Source organism: Marinobacter flavimaris, assembly GCF_045057155.1.
Taxonomy (GTDB): domain Bacteria; phylum Pseudomonadota; class Gammaproteobacteria; order Pseudomonadales; family Oleiphilaceae; genus Marinobacter; species Marinobacter manganoxydans.
Genome location: NZ_CP171359.1, coordinates 4,515,764 through 4,535,916, shown reverse-complemented (window position 1 = coordinate 4,535,916; position 20,153 = coordinate 4,515,764). Strand labels below are relative to the sequence as shown.

The 20,153-nt window shown below is 58.9% G+C and carries 16 protein-coding genes; 3 read left to right on the top strand and 13 right to left on the bottom strand.

The genetic code is table 11. The features are described 5' to 3' along the window. Window positions 1–114: 114 nt before the first annotated feature. A complete protein-coding gene (locus ACGK9W_RS21155; RefSeq protein ID WP_008170755.1) occupies window positions 115–318 on the top strand; it encodes a DUF6316 family protein in 204 nt (67 codons plus the stop codon). Window positions 319–335: 17 nt separating this feature from the next. Here ACGK9W_RS21155 and ACGK9W_RS21150 read toward each other — a convergent pair whose 3' ends face one another. The 8 genes from ACGK9W_RS21150 to glyA form a co-directional block, all read right to left on the bottom strand. Further along, complete coding sequence (locus ACGK9W_RS21150) at window positions 336–863, bottom strand: phosphatidylglycerophosphatase A (RefSeq protein WP_273018495.1); 528 nt, start codon at window positions 861–863, stop codon at window positions 336–338. Beyond that, window positions 860–1,816 (bottom strand): thiamine-phosphate kinase, encoded by a 957-nt coding sequence (gene thiL / locus ACGK9W_RS21145; protein WP_273070332.1) that lies wholly within the window; start codon window positions 1,814–1,816, stop codon window positions 860–862. The genes ACGK9W_RS21150 and thiL overlap by 4 nt, the downstream gene beginning before the upstream one ends. A gap of 3 nt (window positions 1,817–1,819) precedes the next feature. Beyond that, window positions 1,820–2,296 (bottom strand): transcription antitermination factor NusB, encoded by a 477-nt coding sequence (gene nusB / locus ACGK9W_RS21140; protein ID WP_202348066.1) that lies wholly within the window; start codon window positions 2,294–2,296, stop codon window positions 1,820–1,822. Continuing rightward, window positions 2,296–2,772 (bottom strand): 6,7-dimethyl-8-ribityllumazine synthase, encoded by a 477-nt coding sequence (gene ribE / locus ACGK9W_RS21135; protein WP_273070336.1) that lies wholly within the window; start codon window positions 2,770–2,772, stop codon window positions 2,296–2,298. The genes nusB and ribE overlap by 1 nt, the downstream gene beginning before the upstream one ends. Window positions 2,773–2,819: 47 nt before the next feature. Further along, window positions 2,820–3,935, bottom strand: a complete 1,116-nt coding sequence (gene ribBA, locus ACGK9W_RS21130) for a bifunctional 3,4-dihydroxy-2-butanone-4-phosphate synthase/GTP cyclohydrolase II (RefSeq protein WP_405418564.1) — start codon at window positions 3,933–3,935, stop codon at window positions 2,820–2,822. A 64-nt stretch (window positions 3,936–3,999) separates the two neighbouring features. Then, window positions 4,000–5,115: a bifunctional diaminohydroxyphosphoribosylaminopyrimidine deaminase/5-amino-6-(5-phosphoribosylamino)uracil reductase RibD gene (gene ribD / locus ACGK9W_RS21125; protein ID WP_273070339.1), complete on the bottom strand. Its 1,116-nt coding sequence runs from the start codon at window positions 5,113–5,115 to the stop codon at window positions 4,000–4,002. Next, a complete protein-coding gene (gene nrdR, locus ACGK9W_RS21120; RefSeq protein WP_273070340.1) occupies window positions 5,112–5,630 on the bottom strand; it encodes a transcriptional regulator NrdR in 519 nt (172 codons plus the stop codon). The genes ribD and nrdR overlap by 4 nt, the downstream gene beginning before the upstream one ends. A 77-nt stretch (window positions 5,631–5,707) precedes the next feature. Beyond that, the gene (gene glyA, locus ACGK9W_RS21115) at window positions 5,708–6,961 is read right to left on the bottom strand and encodes a serine hydroxymethyltransferase (RefSeq protein WP_405418561.1); all 1,254 of its coding nucleotides are present in this window, start codon (window positions 6,959–6,961) and stop codon (window positions 5,708–5,710) included. Between the two features lie 378 nt (window positions 6,962–7,339). Between glyA and ettA the strand changes: the two genes are divergently transcribed. Further along, a complete protein-coding gene (gene ettA, locus ACGK9W_RS21110; protein WP_104323167.1) occupies window positions 7,340–9,001 on the top strand; it encodes an energy-dependent translational throttle protein EttA in 1,662 nt (553 codons plus the stop codon). After that, the gene (gene radA / locus ACGK9W_RS21105) at window positions 9,001–10,377 is read left to right on the top strand and encodes a DNA repair protein RadA (RefSeq protein WP_405418559.1); all 1,377 of its coding nucleotides are present in this window, start codon (window positions 9,001–9,003) and stop codon (window positions 10,375–10,377) included. Before ettA ends, radA begins: the two co-directional genes overlap by 1 nt. Before the next feature lie 253 nt (window positions 10,378–10,630). Here radA and ACGK9W_RS21100 read toward each other — a convergent pair whose 3' ends face one another. The 5 genes from ACGK9W_RS21100 to ACGK9W_RS21080 all read right to left on the bottom strand — a co-directional run bounded on the left by ACGK9W_RS21100 (window position 10,631) and on the right by ACGK9W_RS21080 (window position 20,122). Continuing rightward, on the bottom strand, window positions 10,631–10,999 hold the full coding sequence (locus ACGK9W_RS21100; protein ID WP_062786494.1) for a PilZ domain-containing protein: 369 nt from the start codon (window positions 10,997–10,999) through the stop codon (window positions 10,631–10,633). A gap of 256 nt (window positions 11,000–11,255) precedes the next feature. Beyond that, window positions 11,256–12,320: a uroporphyrinogen decarboxylase gene (gene hemE / locus ACGK9W_RS21095; protein ID WP_405418557.1), complete on the bottom strand. Its 1,065-nt coding sequence runs from the start codon at window positions 12,318–12,320 to the stop codon at window positions 11,256–11,258. 126 nt (window positions 12,321–12,446) lie between these two features. Continuing rightward, complete coding sequence (locus ACGK9W_RS21090; RefSeq protein WP_053114383.1) at window positions 12,447–13,865, bottom strand: FAD-dependent oxidoreductase; 1,419 nt, start codon at window positions 13,863–13,865, stop codon at window positions 12,447–12,449. Window positions 13,866–13,937: 72 nt separating this feature from the next. Beyond that, on the bottom strand, window positions 13,938–18,386 hold the full coding sequence (gene gltB / locus ACGK9W_RS21085; RefSeq protein ID WP_405418555.1) for a glutamate synthase large subunit: 4,449 nt from the start codon (window positions 18,384–18,386) through the stop codon (window positions 13,938–13,940). 212 nt (window positions 18,387–18,598) lie between these two features. Then, the gene (locus ACGK9W_RS21080) at window positions 18,599–20,122 is read right to left on the bottom strand and encodes an SPOR domain-containing protein (RefSeq protein ID WP_405418553.1); all 1,524 of its coding nucleotides are present in this window, start codon (window positions 20,120–20,122) and stop codon (window positions 18,599–18,601) included. Between the last annotated feature and the right edge of the window lie 31 nt (window positions 20,123–20,153).

The following is a 20,153-nucleotide window of genomic DNA, read 5'->3' as shown; positions in this document are numbered from 1 at the left end:
AATTGTAAAAAAATGTTGAATTCGCCCCGAATTGGGTTAATTTTAAACAGATCGGCAGATATTAACGCGGCGCCCGAGAAGCAAGAACGAAAAGCGGGCAGTACAGGAGACGCCATGGACACCCATCGCAGGACCGGAGAAGAAGGGCCGGTTCCCTTTCGCAGTAGTCGATTCTTCTGCGTAGGGAGCAAATGGTACTTTACCACCCGGGAAGGGTTTGACAGTGGCCCGTTCGCTTCACGGGAGCGGGCGGAAACAGGCCTCAAACGCTTTCTGCACGTGGTCCGTATGCTGCCGGAAGAACAACAGCTTCACTGACAGGCCTTCGTGCCCGTCTAGACCATGACGGGCACCAGCCACACGTCTACTGCCCACAGGCAGATCAGGGCCATGACGCCGGCAATAACATCGTCAACCATGATACCCAAACCGCCAGGCAGGTGCTGGTCCAGCCAACTGATGGGCCACGGTTTTGCAATGTCAAAAAGCCGGAACAGAGCGAACGCCCCCAGAACCCCATAGATAGTGTCAGGGAAGAGGCCAAGGGCAATCCACATCCCGACGAATTCGTCCCAGACAATGCCGCCATGGTCGTGAACCTTCAGGTCTTCAGCGGTCTTTCCGCAGAGCCAGATACCTACGATAAAAGCAGCCAGTACCACCAGCCAGTAGCCCACGGGCGGCAACCAGGCGAAGACGTACCACAGCGGAATCGCGGCCAGGCTGCCCCAGGTACCGGGAGCCCTCGCCGTCGCGCCACTGCCAAAACCAAAAGCGAGCAAGTGTACCGGGTTCCGCAAAAAGCCCGGCGGCAGTATGACTGCAGGCGCCTCCGGCTCCGGAGTCGGGCCTTCCTGACTCATGATTCACTCCTGAAATGATCAAAACCCGCAGGTAGCACCTCCGAACTGCAGTCGGCGCCATCGAGATACAGCCCTTGCTCAGCCTCGACCGAACCGATCACGGTAAGCTGGCTCGTGAGAGAGGCCGGTGCGCGGTCCCAGTTTTCCCGGGGGAAACACAGGCACAGTTCGTAATCGTCTCCCGAACGCAATGCGTAGTCCAAAGCCTTCTCGCCCTTGAGCCTGACAAGCTCCGGCGAAAGCGGTAACCTGGCACTCTCGATCCGGGCCCCCACCCCGGAAGCATCCAGAATATGCCCAAGATCAGCCAGCAAACCATCAGAGATATCAATTCCGGCGCTGGCATACTGGCGAACCCCTGCCCCAAGAGCCAGCTTGGGGCGGGGCCGGTGGTAATGCTCCAGCACGGCGAGCATGTCAGCGGAGGGGGCAGGTTCAGAGAGATAATCAAGGGCAGCGCCAGCGTCGCCCAGGGTTCCCGACACCGCAATCAAGTCGCCGGGACGGGCGCCCGAGCGTCGAATTCCGCCCCCCTGCTCCACGGTGCCATGCACCTGCAGGCTCAAAGTAAGCGGGCCGGAGGTGGTGTCCCCACCCGCCAATTCAAGACCGAACGCCTCGCTGGCACTTCTCAGCCCTCTCGAGAAGTCTTCAAGCCACTGCTCATCCAGGGCCGGCAGGGTCAGCGCAAGAGTGAAACATTCCGGGTCGGCACCCATGGCAGCGAGATCACTGGCTGCTGCGGCGAGCGCACGCCAACCCAGGTAATCCGGGCGATAGTTTCGGGGGAAATGGACACCTTCAACAAAAGCATCCACGGAAAAGACAAGATCCCGGCCGGCGGGTATCCGCTGAATCGCGCAGTCATCCCCCGGCCCGAGAATCAGGGCTCGGGATTTCTGCCGCCCGGAGAGCGGCAGAAAGTAACGCCGAATCAGCTCGAACTCGCCCATGGGCTAGCGGGAGCGGGTCTCAGCGAGCCGAAGTCGGCCGCTCAGCTTGTCGAGGATGCTGTTGACGAACTTATGGCCCTCGGTGCCGCCGAAGCGCTTGGCCATTTCAATGCCCTCGTTGATAACCACCTTATAGGGCACATCCAGCCGATGCTTCAGCTCATAGGCCCCAAGGCGCACGATAGCCAGCTCCACCGGATCCACCTCGTGAATGGGCCGATCAAGAAAAGGCTCGATCAATTTGTCCAGCTCGCCCTGCTCACGATGGACACCACGGAGCAGATCGCGAAAATACAGCAGATCAACCTTGGTCATGTCATTGTCGACCATGAACTCGGCTTCAATGTCAGAAATCGCCGTCTTGCTGAAATGGCGCTGATAGAGCCCTTGCATGGCCAGGGCCCTGGCACGGCGTCGATCACCGGCTTTCGGTTTGCCGGACGGGGCCGGCTGCGGTGATGTACCTTCAGTGTCACTCATTACTCACCCAGCTTCTTGAAAAGGCTGACCATTTCAAGGGCGGTGATCGCCGCTTCCGCACCCTTGTTACCGGCCTTGGTGCCCGAACGCTCGATGGCCTGCTCGATGGAGTCCACTGTCAGGACACCGAAAGTCACCGGCACGTCAGTATCAAGACTGACAGCGCCAATACCACTGGAGGCTTCGCCGGCAACGTACTCGAAATGAGGCGTTCCGCCACGGATGACCGCACCCAGGGCGATAATCGCATCGTACTCGCCGGTTTCTGCAACGCGCTTGACCGCCAGGGGCATTTCATAAGCTCCCGGCACGCGAACAATGGTGACGTCATCATCGGAAATACCGTGACGGCGCAGGGTGTCCAGCGCACCCTCAACCAGGCTTTCTACAACAAAGCCGTTAAAACGGCCCACCACCAGGGCATAGCGCCCACTGCACTCGGTAAAATCACCTTCAATTACTCTGATATCTGCCATTGATGGCTCCTTCACGTGTCGCGGCATCGGGGCCACGACCGGGTTTATCATTCGGGGGTATAGGGAACGTATTCAACAACTTCCAGATCGAAACCGGAAATGGCCGAGAATTTGATCGGCGGGCTCAGCAGACGCATCTTGCCGACACCGATATCCCGGAGAATCTGGGAACCAGTGCCTACGGTGAAGTAAACGCCTGAGCTGCCCTTGCCAGAGGAGCCTTTCCCCTCATCAAAGAATTCCTGGATACGGTCTTCCAGATTGTAGCTGTCCTCGGCACTGTTCAGCAGGACAACCACGCCCTTGCCTTCCTCCGCCACTTTCTCCAATGCGTGATGTAGAGGCCAGCTACGGGAATCCTTGCGGCGGGCCCCCAGAAGATCCCGAAGGGTATCGGTGATGTGGACCCGTACAAAGGCCGGTTCGTCGGGGGAAATATCTCCCATCAACATGGCCAGATGAGTGGCTCCCTGGATGTTGTCGCGATAGGTCCGAAGTTTGAATACGCCGTACTCGGTGTCCAGGTCGTTCTCTTCCACACACTCCACGGTGCGTTCGTTCATGGTGCGGTAATGAATCAGATCGGCAATGGTGCCGATCTTGAGGTCGTGCTCTTCGGCAAACCGCTCCAGATCTTCCCGACGAGCCATCGAGCCATCGTCATTCATAATCTCGCAGATCACACCCGCCGGTTCGCAGCCGGCCAGCGCCGCAAGATCACAGGATGCTTCCGTGTGCCCGGCGCGGCTCAGCACACCGCCGGGATCAGACATCAACGGGAAAATATGGCCGGGCTGGACCAGATCACTGGCCCTGGCGTTGCGCGCCACTGCCGCCTGAACAGTACGGGCACGGTCCGCAGCCGAGATGCCAGTCGTCACGCCTACAGTGGCCTCAATGGAGAGGGTAAACTTGGTTCCGAAGCCGGAGGCGTTCTGCTGCACCATCAATGGAAGACCCAGCTGTTCGCAGCGGTCCCGGGTCATAGGCATGCAAATCAGGCCACGACCAAACCGGGCCATGAAGTTGATGGCTTCGGCCGTGCAATGCTCAGCAGCCATCACGAGATCGCCCTCATTCTCGCGATCCTCGTCATCCATCAGTATGACCATTTTGCCCTGACGGATATCTTCTATGATGTCTTCAATGCTGTTCAGTGCCATGTGGTTTTTTACCCTTGCGGCGCTCCGGCAAATGTTGGCTTCCGGAACATCCTGAGTTTATGAATTACCGGCGAGTGAGAATCAGGCGCTGATCCTCACCCACCTGACGTCGATCCAGCACGTTCCATTGTACTTTATCTGCCATGGTTTCCAGCGGCAGGTGGGCGGTCGGCCTCCCCGTACTGCCCAGGAAAACCGGCGCCTGGTAGAGCCAGAGTTCGTCGACCAGATTTTCGCTAATGAACGTTCCAGCCAGAGTCGGTCCCGCCTCCACCAGCAGCTCGTTGATACCCAGCTCCCCCAGCGAGTCCAGCAGTTCGGCCAGATCAATGCCGTTGTCTTTCCAGGCGACGCCGGTAAGGCTGATGCCCAGTGCCGCCAAATCCTGGGCCGGCGCCGTGGCCAGAGTTGATGATGCACAGAACACCTGCACATTGCCGCCCTGAAGAATATTCGCCGTGGAGGGCGTGCGCGCATCCCGGTCGGCAATTACCCGCAGCGGCTGCCTGGACGGCTCGGTGGCATCGCCAATGTCTCCGAGCTCCTCGCGACGGACTGTCAGCGAGGGATCGTCGGCGAGCACAGTACCAACACCGGTCAGGATGGCGTCGCTGATCGCTCGGAGGCGTTGGACATCCCGGCGCGACTCAGCACCGGTTATCCACTGGCTCTCGCCAGAAGCCATGGCAGTACGACCATCCAGGCTCGCTGCCATTTTCAGCCGCACCCAGGGCCGCCCGGTGTTCATGCGCTTCATGAAACCCGGATTCAGGCGAACAGCTTCTTCCGCCAGCAAGCCTTCGGTAACCTGAACGCCAGCCTCCCTCAGCATATCCAGCCCGCGTCCGGATACCGAGGGATTCGGATCCTTGGTGGCGGCATACACATGGGCAACACCGGCATCAATCAGCGCCCTGGCACAGGGCGGTGTACGACCAAAGTGGCTGCACGGCTCCAGGGTTACATAGGCTGTCGCTCCCCGGGCGTCCGGACCGGCCTGACTCAGGGCGCGGATCTCAGCGTGGGCTTCTCCGGCACGCTCATGCCAGCCCTCACCGAGTATCAGATCGCCGCGGGCAATGACACAGCCAACCCGGGGATTGGGATGGGTAGAGTACCGACCGCGCCAGGCAAGCTGGACAGCCCGCGCCATCATGGCCCTGTCGCGGTTGTCGATCATGCCTTTCCTTTCGGGGCGTGGTTATCCGCCAACGCTTTGGCGACGTCAACGGCCGCCTCACCGTTGCTTGCCGACAGCCTCTCAATCTCTTCCTTGAACTCGTTGATATCCTGGAAACTGCGATACACCGACGCGAAGCGGACATAGGCGACCTTGTCCAACTGGCGCAATTCGGTCATCACCTCCTCGCCCAGTTGCATGGATTTCACTTCCCGTTCGCCGGTCGCCCGCAAACGGTATTTGATCCGGTTCAGGGCCGCATCAATCTGCTCGATGCTAACCGGCCGCTTCTCGAGGGCCTTCATCAGCCCCGAACGCAGCTTTTCCTCATCAAACGGCTGCCGGGTGCCATCCTGCTTGACCACTCGCGGCATCACCAGCTCGGCAAACTCGAAGGTCGTGAACCGCTCCCGACAGGACAGGCATTCCCTGCGGCGACGCACCTGATCTCCCTCGGCCACCAGCCGGGAGTCAATCACCTTGGTATCTGCTTCACCACAGAAGGGACAATGCATAGTCAGGAACTCCGAAGAGGAAGCCGGGCCGAAAGTTCGGCCCGGCAGGTCATGCCTGTAGTCTAGCTATAAAACGATTAGCCGTAGACAGGAAAACGGGCGCAGAGCGCACTCACCTGTTCGCGAACCCGGCTGTTGACCGCATCATCATCCAGATTATCGAGGATATCGCAGATCCAGCCGGCCAGGTCGCGACACTCGGACTCGCCGAAACCGCGAGTGGTGATCGCCGGGGTACCAATACGCAGGCCGGAAGTGACGAACGGCGAACGGGGGTCATTGGGAACCGCGTTCTTGTTCACGGTAATGTGAGCACGACCCAATGCAGCATCGGCGTCTTTACCGGTAATGTCCTGCTTGATAAGGCTGACCAGGAACAGGTGGTTCCTGGTGCCGCCGGAAACCACATCATAGCCACGATCCACAAAAACCTGAGCCATGGCAGAGGCGTTCTTCACAACCTGCTGCTGGTAGGTCTTGAACTCTTCGCTCATGGCCTCCTTGAAGCAAACAGCCTTCGCGGCAATAACGTGCATCAGCGGGCCACCCTGGCCGCCCGGGAATACCGCAGAGTTCAGCTTCTTCTGCAGATCAGCATCATCGCAAGCCAGGATCAGACCACCACGGGGACCGCGCAGGGTCTTGTGTGTAGTCGTCGCGATCACGTGGGCATGGGGAACCGGATCCGGGTAAACGCCCGCGGCCACCAGGCCAGCCACGTGGGCCATATCGACAAACAGGTAAGCGCCCACCTTGTCGGCAATCTCGCGGAAGCGGGCAAAATCAAGCTCCTGAGAGTACGCGGAGAAGCCGGCGATAATCATCTTTGGCTTATGCTCCAGAGCGAGCGACTCGATTTCATCGTAGTCAAGAAGGCCAGTGTCGGTGTTAATACCGTACTGCACAGCGTTGTAGATCTTGCCCGAGAAGTTGACACTGGCGCCGTGAGTCAGGTGCCCACCATGGGCGAGGCTCATGCCCAGAACAGTATCGCCTGGCTTGAGCAGGGCCATAAAGACAGCAGAGTTGGCCTGGGAGCCGGAATGCGGCTGAACGTTGGCATAGGCAGCACCAAACAGTTCCTTGGCGCGCTCAATCGCCAGATCTTCGGCAATATCCACGAACTCGCAGCCGCCATAGTAGCGCTTGCCCGGATAGCCTTCCGCGTACTTGTTGGTCAGCACGCTGCCCTGGGCTTCCATCACCCGGGGGCTGGTATAGTTCTCGGACGCGATCAGCTCGATGTGAGCTTCCTGACGCTTCTCTTCCGCCTGCATGGCGTTCCAGAGTTCGTCGTCAAAGCCGGCGATTTTCATTTCACGATTAAACATGGATGCGCTGCCCCTGTGTGCTTGGCTGGCCCGGAGAGCTTTGGCGATCTCCGCAGGCTCCCTTAAAAATTGGGCCGCTATTCTATCTTACAAACGGGTAAAAAATCACCCTTTATACCGTCCGCAGATACCGGCATGCGGCCAACTCCGGTTTCTGCTCAATTGCTATCACTGGTAGGTTTCGATACCTTACCGGATCAATAGCACTGGCTTCGATCGAGGGCGGCGGGGCTGGCCTTCCGGGATCGTCAAAATCAGGGATGATTTTGCCGAGCGTACATGGACGTATTCACCGCGTATCCCGGAAGGCCAGCCCCGCCGCCCGAACCATCAGATTGCGAATTCACGAACCTGTTTTACCAAGAGGTTTACGCCAACATGGCCCAATACGTTTACACCATGAACCGCGTGGGCAAGGTGGTCCCGCCCAAGCGCGAGATTCTGAAAGACATCTCCCTGAGCTTCTTCCCCGGCGCCAAGATCGGCGTTCTGGGCCTCAACGGTGCCGGTAAATCCACCCTGCTCCGCATTATGGCGGGCGTAGACCAGGATTACATCGGTGAAGCCCGTCCGCAGCCTGGCATCAACGTGGGCTATCTGCCCCAGGAGCCGGAGCTGGACGAAGAAAAAACCGTCAAGGAGATCGTCGACGAGGCGGTTTCCGGCGTCCACGACGCCCTGGCCGAACTGGACCAGGTGTACGCAGCCTACGCCGAACCGGATGCCGACTTTGACGCCCTGGCCAAGAAGCAGGGCGAGCTGGAGGCCTATATCCAGGCCACCGATGGCCACGACATTGAACGCAAGATGGAAGTTGCCGCGGACGCCCTGCGTCTTCCACCCTGGGATCAGAAAGTAAGCGTTCTTTCCGGTGGTGAGCGCCGCCGGGTCGCACTGTGCCGTCTGCTGCTGTCCGGCCCGGACATGCTGCTGCTGGACGAGCCCACCAACCACCTGGATGCCGAATCCGTGGCCTGGCTCGAGCGCTTCCTGCATGACTACGAAGGCACCGTGGTCGCCATCACCCACGACCGGTACTTCCTCGACAACGTCGCCGGCTGGATCCTGGAACTGGACCGTGGCCACGGCATTCCGTTTGAAGGCAATTACAGCCAGTGGCTGGAAAACAAGGAGAAGCGCCTGGAGATGGAATCCAAGCAGGAAGCCTCTCACCAGAAAGCCATCAAACAGGAACTGGAGTGGGTGCGAAGCAATGCCAAGGGCCGTCAGTCCAAGAGCAAGGCCCGTCTGGCCCGCTTTGAGGAGATGAGCTCCCAGGAATTCCAGAAGCGCAACGAAACCAACGAACTCTACATTCCGCCCGGACCTCGCCTGGGCAACAAGGTGATCGAGGTGGACGGCATCAGCAAGTCCTTCGGTGACCGCCTGCTGTATGAAGACGTGTCCTTCAGCGTACCGCCCGGTGCCATCGTGGGCATTATCGGCGGTAACGGTGCCGGCAAATCCACCCTGTTCAAGATGATTGCCGGTTTCGACAAGCCGGACTCTGGTGACATCACCGTCGGCGAAACCGTGGAACTGGCCTACGTGGACCAGATGCGTGACCTGGATGGCAGCAAAACCGTTTGGGAAGAGCTCTCCGACGGCAACGATATCATCAAGGTTGGCAATTACGAGACGCCCTCCCGGGCTTACGTAGGCCGTTTCAACTTCAAGGGCAGCGACCAGCAGAAGCGGGTTGGCGACCTGTCCGGCGGTGAGCGCAACCGCCTGCACCTGGCCAAGCTGCTGAAACAGGGCGGCAACGTGCTGCTGCTGGATGAGCCCACCAACGATCTGGACGTGGAAACCCTCCGGGCGCTGGAAGAAGCCCTGCTGAACTTCCCGGGTTCTGCCCTGGTGATCTCACACGATCGCTGGTTCCTCGACCGCGTAGCCAGCCATATTCTGGCGTTCGAAGATGATGGCGAGGTGGTGTACTTCGAAGGCAACTTCACGGAGTACGATGAGGACTTCAAGAAGCGTAAGGGCGATTCAGCCATGCAGCCCAAGCGCATGAAGTACAAGAAGCTGGCCTGATGGCGAAAACCAAAACCGCCTTTGTCTGCACCGAGTGCGGTGCAGACTATTCCAAGTGGCAGGGCCAGTGCACGGCATGCCAGGCCTGGAACACCATCAGCGAAGTCCGCGGCGTCAGCAGCAACAGCAAAGGCGCCCGCGGTGCCCGCTTTGAGGGATTCGCCGGCAGCCTATCCGAAGTTCAGAGCCTGGACGACGTCAGCCTGGCCGAGCAGCCTCGCATCAGCTCCGGCATGCAGGAGTTCGATCGGGTCCTGGGCGGCGGCCTGGTCGAAGGCTCTGCCGTACTGATGGGCGGCCATCCGGGCGCCGGCAAGAGCACACTGCTGCTACAGGCCGTCTGCCATCTTGCCGCCAGCGTCCCCGCTTTGTATGTCACCGGTGAGGAATCCCTGCAACAGGTCGCCATGCGCGCCAAACGGCTGGGCCTGCCCACCAAAGACCTGAAGATGCTGTCCGAAACCAGTGTCGAACGAGTCATGCAGGTGGCCGAGGCAGAAAAACCCCGGATTCTGGTGGTGGACAGTATTCAGGTGATGCACATGGCGGATATCGAGTCCGCCCCGGGCAGTGTCTCGCAGGTACGGGAAAGCGCCGCCTACCTCACCCGTTTCGCCAAGCAGACCGGCACCATTCTGTTTCTGGTCGGCCATGTCACCAAAGACGGCAGCCTGGCCGGCCCGAAGGTTCTGGAACACATGATCGACTGCTCTATCCTGCTGGAAGGCTCCAGCGACAGCCGTTATCGAACCCTTCGGGGGATCAAGAACCGGTTTGGTGCAGTGAACGAGTTGGGCGTGTTCGCCATGCTGGAACAGGGGCTAAAGGAAGTGAAGAACCCCAGCGCGATCTTCCTGAACCGCGGCGAAGACGCTGCCCCTGGAAGCGTGGTGATGGTGGTCTGGGAAGGTACCCGCCCGATGCTCGTGGAGATCCAGGCCCTGGTGGATATGGCTCAGGGCGGCTACCCCAGACGGGTCGCAGTTGGCCTCGATCAGAACCGGCTGGCCATGCTCCTTGCCGTATTGCACCGCCATGGCGGCATGCACGTATCCGACCAGGACGTGTTCGTGAACGTGGTTGGTGGCGTAAAAGTAAACGAAACCAGCGCCGATCTCGCGCTGCTGGCCGCCATTGTCTCCTCCTTCCGCGACCGAGCCCTACCCCAGGACCTGGTGATCTTCGGCGAAGTCGGCCTCTCCGGCGAGATCCGCCCGGTACCCAGTGGCCAGGAGCGCATCTACGAAGCCGCCAAACACGGTTTCACCCGGGCCCTGGTGCCGAAATCCAATGCCCCAAGGAAGGCCATCGACGGCATGAAGGTGATTCCGATAACCAAACTGAGTGATGCACTGTCGGCCCTGGAAGAACTTTAGACCTGCATTTCTGTAGTTACCGGCCAATTTGGGAGTTAACGGCTAGACTGGCATAGGTGCTTCCAAAAACCGCTACGAGCACATCCATGTGCGCTTGTCCTCGGCCATCCCTGGCCTCCGACATTTTTGGAAGCACCTATGCCAGTCTATCCTGCTCACTCCAGGGCAGGACTCTGACTTTTTAAACTCTTGAAGACGAATTCCGAAAGGCGAAAACTGGTATCAGCTCGTGATTCGCCGTCCCTTTAAGGGGTCAATCAATCAGATGTGCAAACTCTCTTTCCAACAGCGCCTGGTCGCCCAGGTTCAGTTCCACTAGGCGCTTAAGATGCGTGGCGCTATCAAGGTCAATGTACTGACATTTGAAGCCCAGCCGGTGCGGTTCCACGTGCCTCAACTCAACAGCCATGACAATACCAGCCTCATGGTCGTTCAAATGGACAATCACCTCACAGGGCTGCTTTAACGGGACCTGCCAACCCTCCGGCCGCTTGACCAGAACACCTTTCAGCGAAATATCCAGCACCTCAGTCGTCCAGACAGATTCCTGACAATGGAGTTCACAGGGCGCATCGAATTCGATCCGGTGGAACCGGCGTTTTTCGGGATTCTTGGGGGGCAAGTGGTTACTCCTGTTTACCGGTCTTGTTTCACCTGACTATAGACCGGACAGGAGATTGCATCCAGAGGATTTTGGGGAAACGGGTATAGCTCTGAAGTTGGTCTCGGGCCGTGGTGGGGCCCTTTCCAAAAATGTCGGAGGCCAAGGATGGCCGAGGACAAGCGCACATGGACGTGCTCGTAGCGGTTTTTGGAAAGGGCCCCACCACGGCCCAGCCCGCATGGTCAGCAGGCTGGGTGAAAACCAACTCCAATACTCAGCGATGGTACTCGGGGCTGAGTTCAACAACAGCCTCAATGAACGCCTTGGCATGCTCCGGATCCACATCCGGCGTAATCCCGTGACCAAGGTTAAATATGTGCCCATTGCCGGAACCGAAGCGCTTGAGGATATCAGCCACTTCCTGCCGGATCCGCTCAGGCGGTGCATACAGCATCGCCGGATCCATGTTGCCCTGAAGGGCCACTCGATCACCAATCCGGGCCCGGGCATTACCGATATCGGTAGTCCAGTCCAGACCAACGGCATCCGCACCGGAATCGGCAATGGATTCCAGCCACTGACCGCCATTCTTGGTAAACAGGATCACTGGCACCCGGCGACCATCGCTCTCGCGAATCAGGCCGTCAACGATCTTCCTCATGTAGCGGAGCGAGAACTCTTCGTACGCCCAGCTGCTCAAAACGCCTCCCCAGGTATCGAAAATCTGTACAGCCTGGGCACCGGCCTTGATCTGGCCGTTGAGGTAGTCAATGACCGCGTCCGCCAGATAATCCAGCAAGCGGTGCATAACCTCTGGCTGGCCGTACATGAGCTTCTTGGCCTCCCTGAAATCCTTGGAAGAGCCGCCTTCAATCATATAGGTGGCGAGGGTCCACGGGCTTCCGGAGAAGCCGATCAGGGGAACACTGCCATTCAGCGCACCGCGGATGGTGGAGACCGCGTTCATGACGTAATCCAGGTCCACCTCAGCGTTGATCTTCGGCAGAGCGGCAACATCGGCTTCGGAGCGGATCGTGTTCCGGAATTTCGGGCCCTCGCCGGTTTCGAAGTACAGGCCGAGACCCAGAGCATCCGGAATGGTCAGGATGTCTGAGAACAGGATGGCCGCATCCAGCGGGAAACGCTCCAGGGGCTGTAGCGTCACTTCACAGGCCAGCGGCGTGTTCTTGCACAAGCTGAGAAAATCCCCGGCCTTCGCCCTTGTCGCACGGTATTCCGGCAGGTAACGCCCCGCCTGTCGCATCATCCAGACCGGTGTGCGGTCCACGGGCTGGCGCATCAGGGCGCGCAGGAAACGATCATTCTTCAGCTCGGTCATAGGAAATCCAGCGTGTTCTGTACAAAGGGGAAAATTGGATGGAGGCCATAATACCCGGTTTGCGGGAATAAAAAAGGGCGGCTTTCCCTTAGGAAACCGCCCTTCTGATCAGGATCAACCGTGCAATCAGATATCCAGGTAATCCATGATGCCTTCGGCAGCCTGACGGCCTTCCCAGATAGCGGTTACGACCAGATCGGAACCACGGACCATGTCCCCGCCCGCAAAGATCTTCTCGTTGCTGGTCTGGAACATGAATTCTGCGCCTTCCGGAGCAGTTACCCGGCCCGAATCGTCGGTATTCACCTTCAGCTCATCGAACCAGTCGGCCGGGCTCGGACGGAAACCGAAGGCGACCAGAACCGCGTCCGCAGGAATAACCTCCTCGCTACCCGGGACCACTTCCGGACGGCGACGACCATTTTCGTCGGGATCGCCCAGACGGGTCTGAACCACCTTCACACCCTCAACCCGGTCTTCACCAATAATGGCGATGGGCTGACGATTGAAGAAGAACTTAACGCCCTCTTCCTTGGCGTTGGCCACTTCCCGGCGAGAACCCGGCATGTTGGCTTCATCCCGGCGGTAGGCACAGGTGACGCTCTCGGCCTGCTGACGGATCGAGGTGCGGTTGCAGTCCATGGCCGTATCGCCGCCACCCAGGACAACAACCCGCTTGCCTTTCATGTCGATGAAGTCTGCTTCGTCTTTCTCGAAGCCGAGACGACGGTTGACGTTCGAAACGAGGAACGGCAGTGCATCGTACACGCCCGGCAGGTTCTCACCCGGGAAACCTCCCTTCATGTAGGTGTAGGTGCCCATGCCCATGAAAACGGCATCGTACTCGTCAATGATCTCCTGCAACTGAACGTCCTTGCCCACCTCGGTAGACAGGCGGAATTCCACGCCCATCTCCTCGAACACCTTGCGGCGGCGGGTCATAACGGATTTTTCCAGCTTGAACTCGGGAATGCCGAAGGTCAGCAGACCACCGATTTCCGGATAGATATCGAATACAACCGGCTTGACGCCATTGCGAACCAGAACGTCCGCGCAGCCCAGACCCGCAGGCCCAGCGCCGATGACGGCAACCTTCTTGTCTGTCCACTTCACGGCGGACATATCCGGTTTCCAGCCCAGGGCAAAGGCGGTATCGGTAATGTACTTCTCGACAGACCCGATGGTAACCGCGCCGTACCCGTCGTTCAGGGTGCAGGCACCTTCACACAGGCGATCCTGCGGACAAACGCGGCCGCAAACTTCAGGCAGGGAGTTGGTCTGGTGACACAACTCGACGGCCCGCATGATATTGCCTTCGGAAACCAGCTTGAGCCAGTTCGGAATATAGTTGTGAACCGGGCACTTCCACTCGCAATAGGGGTTACCACACTCAAGACAGCGATGGGACTGGGACGCCGCGTTATCTGCTGTGAAGGGGTGGTAAATTTCACCAAACTCTTTCTTCCGCTTCTTGGCCGGGACCTTTTTCGGGTCGACACGTCCAACCTCGACAAACTGGAAGTCATTACTCAGTCGTTCTTTCATCTGGATGCTCTCATCAACTCGATTTCGACAAGGGCGGCAGCCAGGCTGCTCGCCCCAAACCCTCTCAGCCTCTTATTCCGGACGCGCCCGGGTGCTGGCCAGCAGACTGCGCAGATTCGCAGCCTTGGGTTTCACCAGCCAGAAGCGGCCAATGTAGTCGTCGAAATTCTCAAGAATGTGCTCTGCCCACTCACTGCCGGTTTCCGAGATGTGCTCCCGGATAACACCACGCAGGTGATTGCGGTAGGACTCCATGTCCTCGCTGGAAATCCGCTGAATTTCCACCAGCTCGTGGTTGTATTTGTCCACGAACGTGTTGTTGATATCCATGACGTAAGCAAAGCCACCGGTCATACCAGCACCGAAGTTGTGGCCAGTAGAGCCCAGCACCGTCACCAGACCACCGGTCATGTATTCACAGCAATGGTCTCCGGCGCCTTCCACAACGGCATGGGCACCGGAATTACGAACTGCAAATCGCTCACCCGCGGTTCCGGCAGCAAAGAGTTTGCCGCCGGTTGCGCCGTAGAGACAGGTATTGCCGACGATAGAGGTTTCCTGAGTCTTGAACGCGCTGCCGCGGGGCGGCTTCACAACCAGCTTGCCACCGGTCATGCCCTTACCGACGTAGTCGTTGGCATCCCCTTCAAGGATCAGGTTGAGACCACCCACGTTCCAGACACCAAAACTCTGGCCAGCGGTACCGGTCAGGTCCAGGGTGATCGGTGCATCCACCATACCCTGGTTACCATGGATCTGGGCGATTTCGCCAGAGAGGCGGGCGCCAATAGAGCGATCACAGTTGGTGACTCGATAGGACCACGCGCCTCCACTCTTCTCTTTGATCGCCGCAGCGGTATCCTGAACCATCTGTTCCGCGAGCCTGCCCTCATCAAACGGGTGATTCCGTTCGACCTGACAGGTCTGCGGCTTGTCTGCAGGAATATGGTCGTTAGACAGCAGGCGACTGAGATCCAGCTTCTTCTGGCGCTCGGTATCGCCCGGCAAGCGTTCCAGCAGATCTACACGACCAACCAGTTCTTCCAGGGTACGCACGCCCAGCTTGGCCATCCACTCCCGGGTCTCTTCGGCCACGAAGCGGAAGAAATTCATCGCCATTTCCACCGTGCCCTTGAAGTGCTCTTCACGGAGGTGGTCGTTCTGGGTAGCCACACCGGTCGCGCAGTTGTTCAGGTGACAGATACGCAGGTATTTGCAGCCCAGCGCCACCATCGGGGTGGTACCGAAACCGAAGCTCTCGGCACCAAGGATCGCGCCCTTTACCACGTCCAGACCTGTTTTCAGGCCGCCATCAGTCTGCAGGCGAATCTTGCCACGCAGGTCATTGGCTCGCAGCGCCTGCTGGGTTTCGGTAAGCCCCAGCTCCCAGGGAGAACCGGCGTAGCGGATCGACGTCAGCGGGCTCGCCGCTGTACCGCCATCGTACCCGGACACCGTGATCAGGTCGGCGTACGCCTTAGCCACACCTGCGGCAATCGTACCGACGCCGGGCTCAGAGACCAGCTTCACAGACACCAGAGCCTGCGGATTGACCTGTTTGAGGTCGAAAATCAGCTGGGCCAGATCCTCGATGGAATAGATATCGTGGTGCGGCGGCGGTGAAATCAGCGTTACGCCCGGGACCGAATAACGCAGGCGGGCGATCAGTTCATTGACCTTGCCACCGGGCAACTGGCCACCTTCGCCTGGCTTGGCACCCTGGGCCACCTTGATCTGCATGACATCCGCACTACGCAGGTATTCGGCAGTGACGCCGAAACGCCCGGAAGCCACCTGCTTGATTTTGGAGCGCTTTTCGGTGCCATAGCGGGCCGGATCTTCACCGCCCTCGCCGGAGTTCGAGCGACCACCCAGAGTGTTCATAGCGACTGCCAGGGCCTCGTGAGCCTCTGGAGACAGCGCACCCAGGGACATGGCCGCGGAATCGAAGCGCGGGAAAATATTCTCGATCGGCTCAACTTCCGAGAGATCAATCGGTTTGAGGTCCTTGCGGAAGCCAAGGAGATCACGCAGGGTTGCCACCGGCCGTTCATTGACCAGCCCGGCGTATTCCTTGTAGTGGCCATAGTCGCCACTGGTTACTGCTTCTTGCAGCTTGCCGACGACATCCGGGTTGAAAGCGTGGTACTCCTCGCCGTGGACGTACTTCAGCAAGCCACCCTGGACAATCGGCTTGCGCGGCTTCCAGGCCACGGAAGCCAGTTGCTCCTGGTCCTGCTGGAAGTCGTAGAAGCCAGCCCCCTTGATACGGCTGGGCACACCTTTGAAACACAGGTCAACGACGTCGTCAGCCAGCCCGATCGCCTCGAAGAGCTGGGCGCCCCGGTAGGAGGTGATGGTCGAGATCCCCATTTTGGAGAGGATCTTCAGCAGCCCCTTGTTGATGCCCTTCCGATAGTTGTTCTTGGCGTCAATCGGATCCATCAGCAATTCGCCGGTGCGGATCAGATCGTTCAGGACCTGGTAAGCGAGGTACGGGTACACCGCTGTCGCACCAAAACCGAAAAGCACCGCAAAATGGTGGGGATCACGAGCCCAACCGGTTTCAACAATGATGTTGGAATCGCAGCGCAACCCTTTCTGGACCAGATGATGGTGAACGGCACCGGTTGCCATCAGGGCATTGACCGGCAGTTCACCTTCCTTCAAATCTTTGTCGGTGAGGATCAGCAGCACCTTACCATCCCGGACGGCCTGTTCCGCTTCCTCACAAACCTGGCGAATCGCCTGCTCCAATCCCTGTTCCGGGCGGTAGCTCATGGAAATACGCGCGACCTCGAAACCCGGGCGCTCATTGTTGGCAATCTTGAGGAACTTGGCAGGCGACAGAACCGGTGTCGTCAGAATAATGCGGTCTGCGTGATCGGCGGTTTCCTCGAATACGTTGCGCTCGGCACCCAGACAGGTCTCCAGGGACATGACAATCGACTCACGCAGAGGGTCAATCGCCGGGTTGGTCACCTGGGCGAACTTCTGCCGGAAGTAGTCCGCCACGTGGCGTACCTTGCTCGAGAGCACGGCCATTGGGGTATCGTCGCCCATGGATCCAACCGCTTCCTGGCCGTTCTCCGCAAGCGGACGCAATACCTGGTCACGCTCTTCGAAGGAGACCATGAACATCTTCTGGTGCACCAGAAGCTCGTCGGAATCCATCAGCCTGAAATCCGGGGTGTCCTGATTCAGAGTGGTCTCGACGCGGAGAGCGTTTTCCCGCAGCCAGCGCTTGTAAGGCTGAGCGGTCTTGAGACGCTGATCAATGTCCTTGGTGTGCAGGACTTCACCGGACTCTGTGTCGATCGCCAGCATCTGACCCGGTCCGACACGGCCTTTGGCTACCACATCGTCCGGCTGATAACCGTAAGTTCCGATCTCTGAGGCCAGCGTGATGAAATCATCCTTGGTGATGACCCACCGGGCCGGGCGCAGACCATTCCGGTCGAGCATACAGACGGCATAGCGGCCGTCCGACATGACCAGACCGGCAGGACCATCCCAAGGCTCCATGTGCATGGAGTTGTACTCGTAAAACGCACGCAGCTCTGAATCCATGCTGTCGACATTCTGCCAGGCTGGCGGAATCATCATGCGGACCGCGCGGAACAGGTCAACACCGCCGGCAAGCAGCACTTCCAGCATGTTGTCCATGCTTGAGGAGTCAGAACCGGTGAGGTTCACCAGAGGCTGCAGGGTCTGCAGATCTGGCAATTCCGGAGAGCTGAACTTGGCGGCCCGGGCGATGGCCCAGTTACGGTTGCCGTCGATGGTGTTGATCTCACCGTTGTGAGCCAGATACCGGAACGGCTGGGCCAGCGGCCAGCGTGGCATGGTGTTGGTGGAGAACCGCTGATGGAAAACACAGATGGCGGTCTCGAGATCGGGGTCACCCAGATCCTTGTAGAAGTTGGCCAGATCTGCCGGCATCATCAGGCCTTTATAGGCCAGGGTGCGGTGTGACAGGCTACAGATGTAGAACTCGGGATCGTCGGCCATATCGCTTTCGGCGTGGCGACGGCCCACGAACAGACTGATCGCAAAATCACGCTCCGCCTTGCCACCAGGCACCACGAAGACCTGCTCAATACGGGGCAGGCAATCCAGCGCCATGGGCCCGAGGCAGCTGTCATCCACCGGCACATCACGCCAGCCGAGAATCTCCAGGCCCTGCTCGGTCAACCGTTTCTCGATGGCCGCACGACCAGCCGAGGCCTTGGCTTCGTCGGGGTTCAGGAAGACCTGGCCGACGGCAAAAAGATCACCCGGCTCCTTACCAAACGATGCCTTGGCGGCTTTTTTCAGAAAGCCATCCGGGCTCTGGATCAGCAGGCCACAACCATCGCCGGTCTTGCCGTCTGCAGCGATACCACCTCGGTGGGTCATGCAGGTCAGAGACTCGATGGCAGTTTGCAACAACTTGTGGCTGGCCTCGCCCTTCATGTGGGCGATCAGACCGAATCCGCAGTTGTCCCTGAATTCGTCGGGATGATACAAACCTGTCATCATAAGCGTTCTCTCGCGTAGAAATGCTTTTCAATCAAAGAGTTAATTGGCGCGCGGCCATACAACCACCCTTTGACACTGAAAATGGGGGCTGGCTATTTTACACACGTAGAAATACGTACTCAAATCGGCGTGGAGTTATTGTGGGAAGCCGAAACGGGAATTACCAATCGACAAGGTTATGGAACAACAAGTTAGCGGAATAAATAGTGCCGCTATAAATTGTCGACCGGACGCACCCAGGGTGACCTGGAAGCCAGCTCCCCTGGCAAACCAGCTGCCGCGGCATTGGCCGCCTCCCGGGTAGGAAATTCCCCATAGAATACCATAAACCAGGGCTGGCCTTGCCTTTCCCCGCGGGTGTAGACCAGATCACCAAGCTGTGAATAGCGGGAAATAACGTTCAGAGCAGTCTGTTCGAGATTGCCGGCCACCAGTTGAATGGTCCAGCCTCCACGCGCCCGAACCTGATCAATCGCCGAAAAATACGCCGGGTTTGCTGGAGTGAAGCTCGGCGCGGCCTCTGGCTCTGGCTCTGGCTCTGGCTCTGGCTCTGGCTCTGGCTCTGGCTCTGGCTCTGGCTCTGGCTCTGGCTCTGGCTCTGGCTCTGGCTCTGGCTCTGGCTCTGGCTCTGGCTCTGGCTCTGGCTCTGGCTCTGGCTCTGGCTCTGGCTCTGGCTCTGGCTGATCAGCTTCCGGCTCGGTTACCGGCTCTGTCAATACCGTTTCAGGCTCCACGGCAGGCTGGTCCTGCGACGGCTCTTCCGGGGTTGGCACTGAATTCTCTGTTTCAGGCCCAATGGTTATGCTCTTTCTCACCGGCTCCGGTGCTTTTACAGTCTCGCCGGCCACGGATTCATCATACTGGCGAGACACGAACCACCAGGAGGCCGCAAGCAGCATCAAGGCCAGCCCCGGCCACAAAAGCCGCTTCCAGGGCATCTCACTGGATCGACTTACACTTGGCGCGCCCACCATGTCCAGCCAGACCCCCGGCGTTACCCGCTTGAGCCTCGCAAAACTACCCTGGCTCAAGGCGTGAATTTTTGAAACCCGGGCAGGACTGAGGAGCTCGCCTGCTTTCCCCCCCGCTGCATGAACTCTTGGTTCGAGATAGGCAACAATTTCATCTTTTGTCAGTGGCCGGAGGTGGACCTGATGGACGCTTGTGGTCGCATCATCCAGGGCCAGCATTTGCACCAGGTTGTCCGTGCCGGCAAACACGGGAACGGCGGACGAGCCGCGCTCTGAAGCCAGATAAGCAGACAGAATCAGCCTGAGCAGCTCCACCGGTGCGCGGTCTGCATCGTCAATCAGGAGGACCATGCGCTGGCCCTTTCGAACCCGGGATTCCGACCACTTGAAGAAGCGATAAACCAGGTCTCGGGGGCTGTCCTCCGGGCCAAGGTTGGAGCGAGCAACCGCTTTCAGGTCCCGGGCAAGGGCCTGGGCGCTGGTCAGCGCTGCCGCCGGTATACGGTGAAAGTCGAGTCTGGATGATTCGCTGCGGACCAGCTCCGCCAGTATTCGGGTTTTGCCCGAGCCAGCAGCTCCGGTCAATAACAGAGCCATATCACCGAAGCCGCATAGATGGCGCAACGCTTCCAGAGCGTGATGACGCATGGCATCCGGAAAGAACGGCGTCTCCATTTCCAGCGGGTTGGCACGGAGGCTGTAGCGTTGCTGCAACCTGGGAAACAGGCCGCCGCCATCAAGACTGTTCAAACTGTCTTCAGTCACGGGTCTTCCTTGTCTGCTGGTCCGTTACCAA

What these genes read in the sequence shown, in the direction of transcription:
- ACGK9W_RS21155 (WP_008170755.1), top strand. Translation starts at nt 115, where the DNA reads ATGGACACCCATCGCAGGACCGGAGAAGAAGGGCCGGTTCCCTTTCGC.
- ACGK9W_RS21150 (WP_273018495.1), bottom strand. Translation starts at nt 863, where the DNA reads ATGAGTCAGGAAGGCCCGACTCCGGAGCCGGAGGCGCCTGCAGTCATA.
- thiL (WP_273070332.1), bottom strand. Translation starts at nt 1,816, where the DNA reads ATGGGCGAGTTCGAGCTGATTCGGCGTTACTTTCTGCCGCTCTCCGGG.
- nusB (WP_202348066.1), bottom strand. Translation starts at nt 2,296, where the DNA reads ATGAGTGACACTGAAGGTACATCACCGCAGCCGGCCCCGTCCGGCAAA.
- ribE (WP_273070336.1), bottom strand. Translation starts at nt 2,772, where the DNA reads ATGGCAGATATCAGAGTAATTGAAGGTGATTTTACCGAGTGCAGTGGG.
- ribBA (WP_405418564.1), bottom strand. Translation starts at nt 3,935, where the DNA reads ATGGCACTGAACAGCATTGAAGACATCATAGAAGATATCCGTCAGGGC.
- ribD (WP_273070339.1), bottom strand. Translation starts at nt 5,115, where the DNA reads ATGATCGACAACCGCGACAGGGCCATGATGGCGCGGGCTGTCCAGCTT.
- nrdR (WP_273070340.1), bottom strand. Translation starts at nt 5,630, where the DNA reads ATGCATTGTCCCTTCTGTGGTGAAGCAGATACCAAGGTGATTGACTCC.
- glyA (WP_405418561.1), bottom strand. Translation starts at nt 6,961, where the DNA reads ATGTTTAATCGTGAAATGAAAATCGCCGGCTTTGACGACGAACTCTGG.
- ettA (WP_104323167.1), top strand. Translation starts at nt 7,340, where the DNA reads ATGGCCCAATACGTTTACACCATGAACCGCGTGGGCAAGGTGGTCCCG.
- radA (WP_405418559.1), top strand. Translation starts at nt 9,001, where the DNA reads ATGGCGAAAACCAAAACCGCCTTTGTCTGCACCGAGTGCGGTGCAGAC.
- hemE (WP_405418557.1), bottom strand. Translation starts at nt 12,320, where the DNA reads ATGACCGAGCTGAAGAATGATCGTTTCCTGCGCGCCCTGATGCGCCAG.
- ACGK9W_RS21090 (WP_053114383.1), bottom strand. Translation starts at nt 13,865, where the DNA reads ATGAAAGAACGACTGAGTAATGACTTCCAGTTTGTCGAGGTTGGACGT.
- gltB (WP_405418555.1), bottom strand. Translation starts at nt 18,386, where the DNA reads ATGATGACAGGTTTGTATCATCCCGACGAATTCAGGGACAACTGCGGA.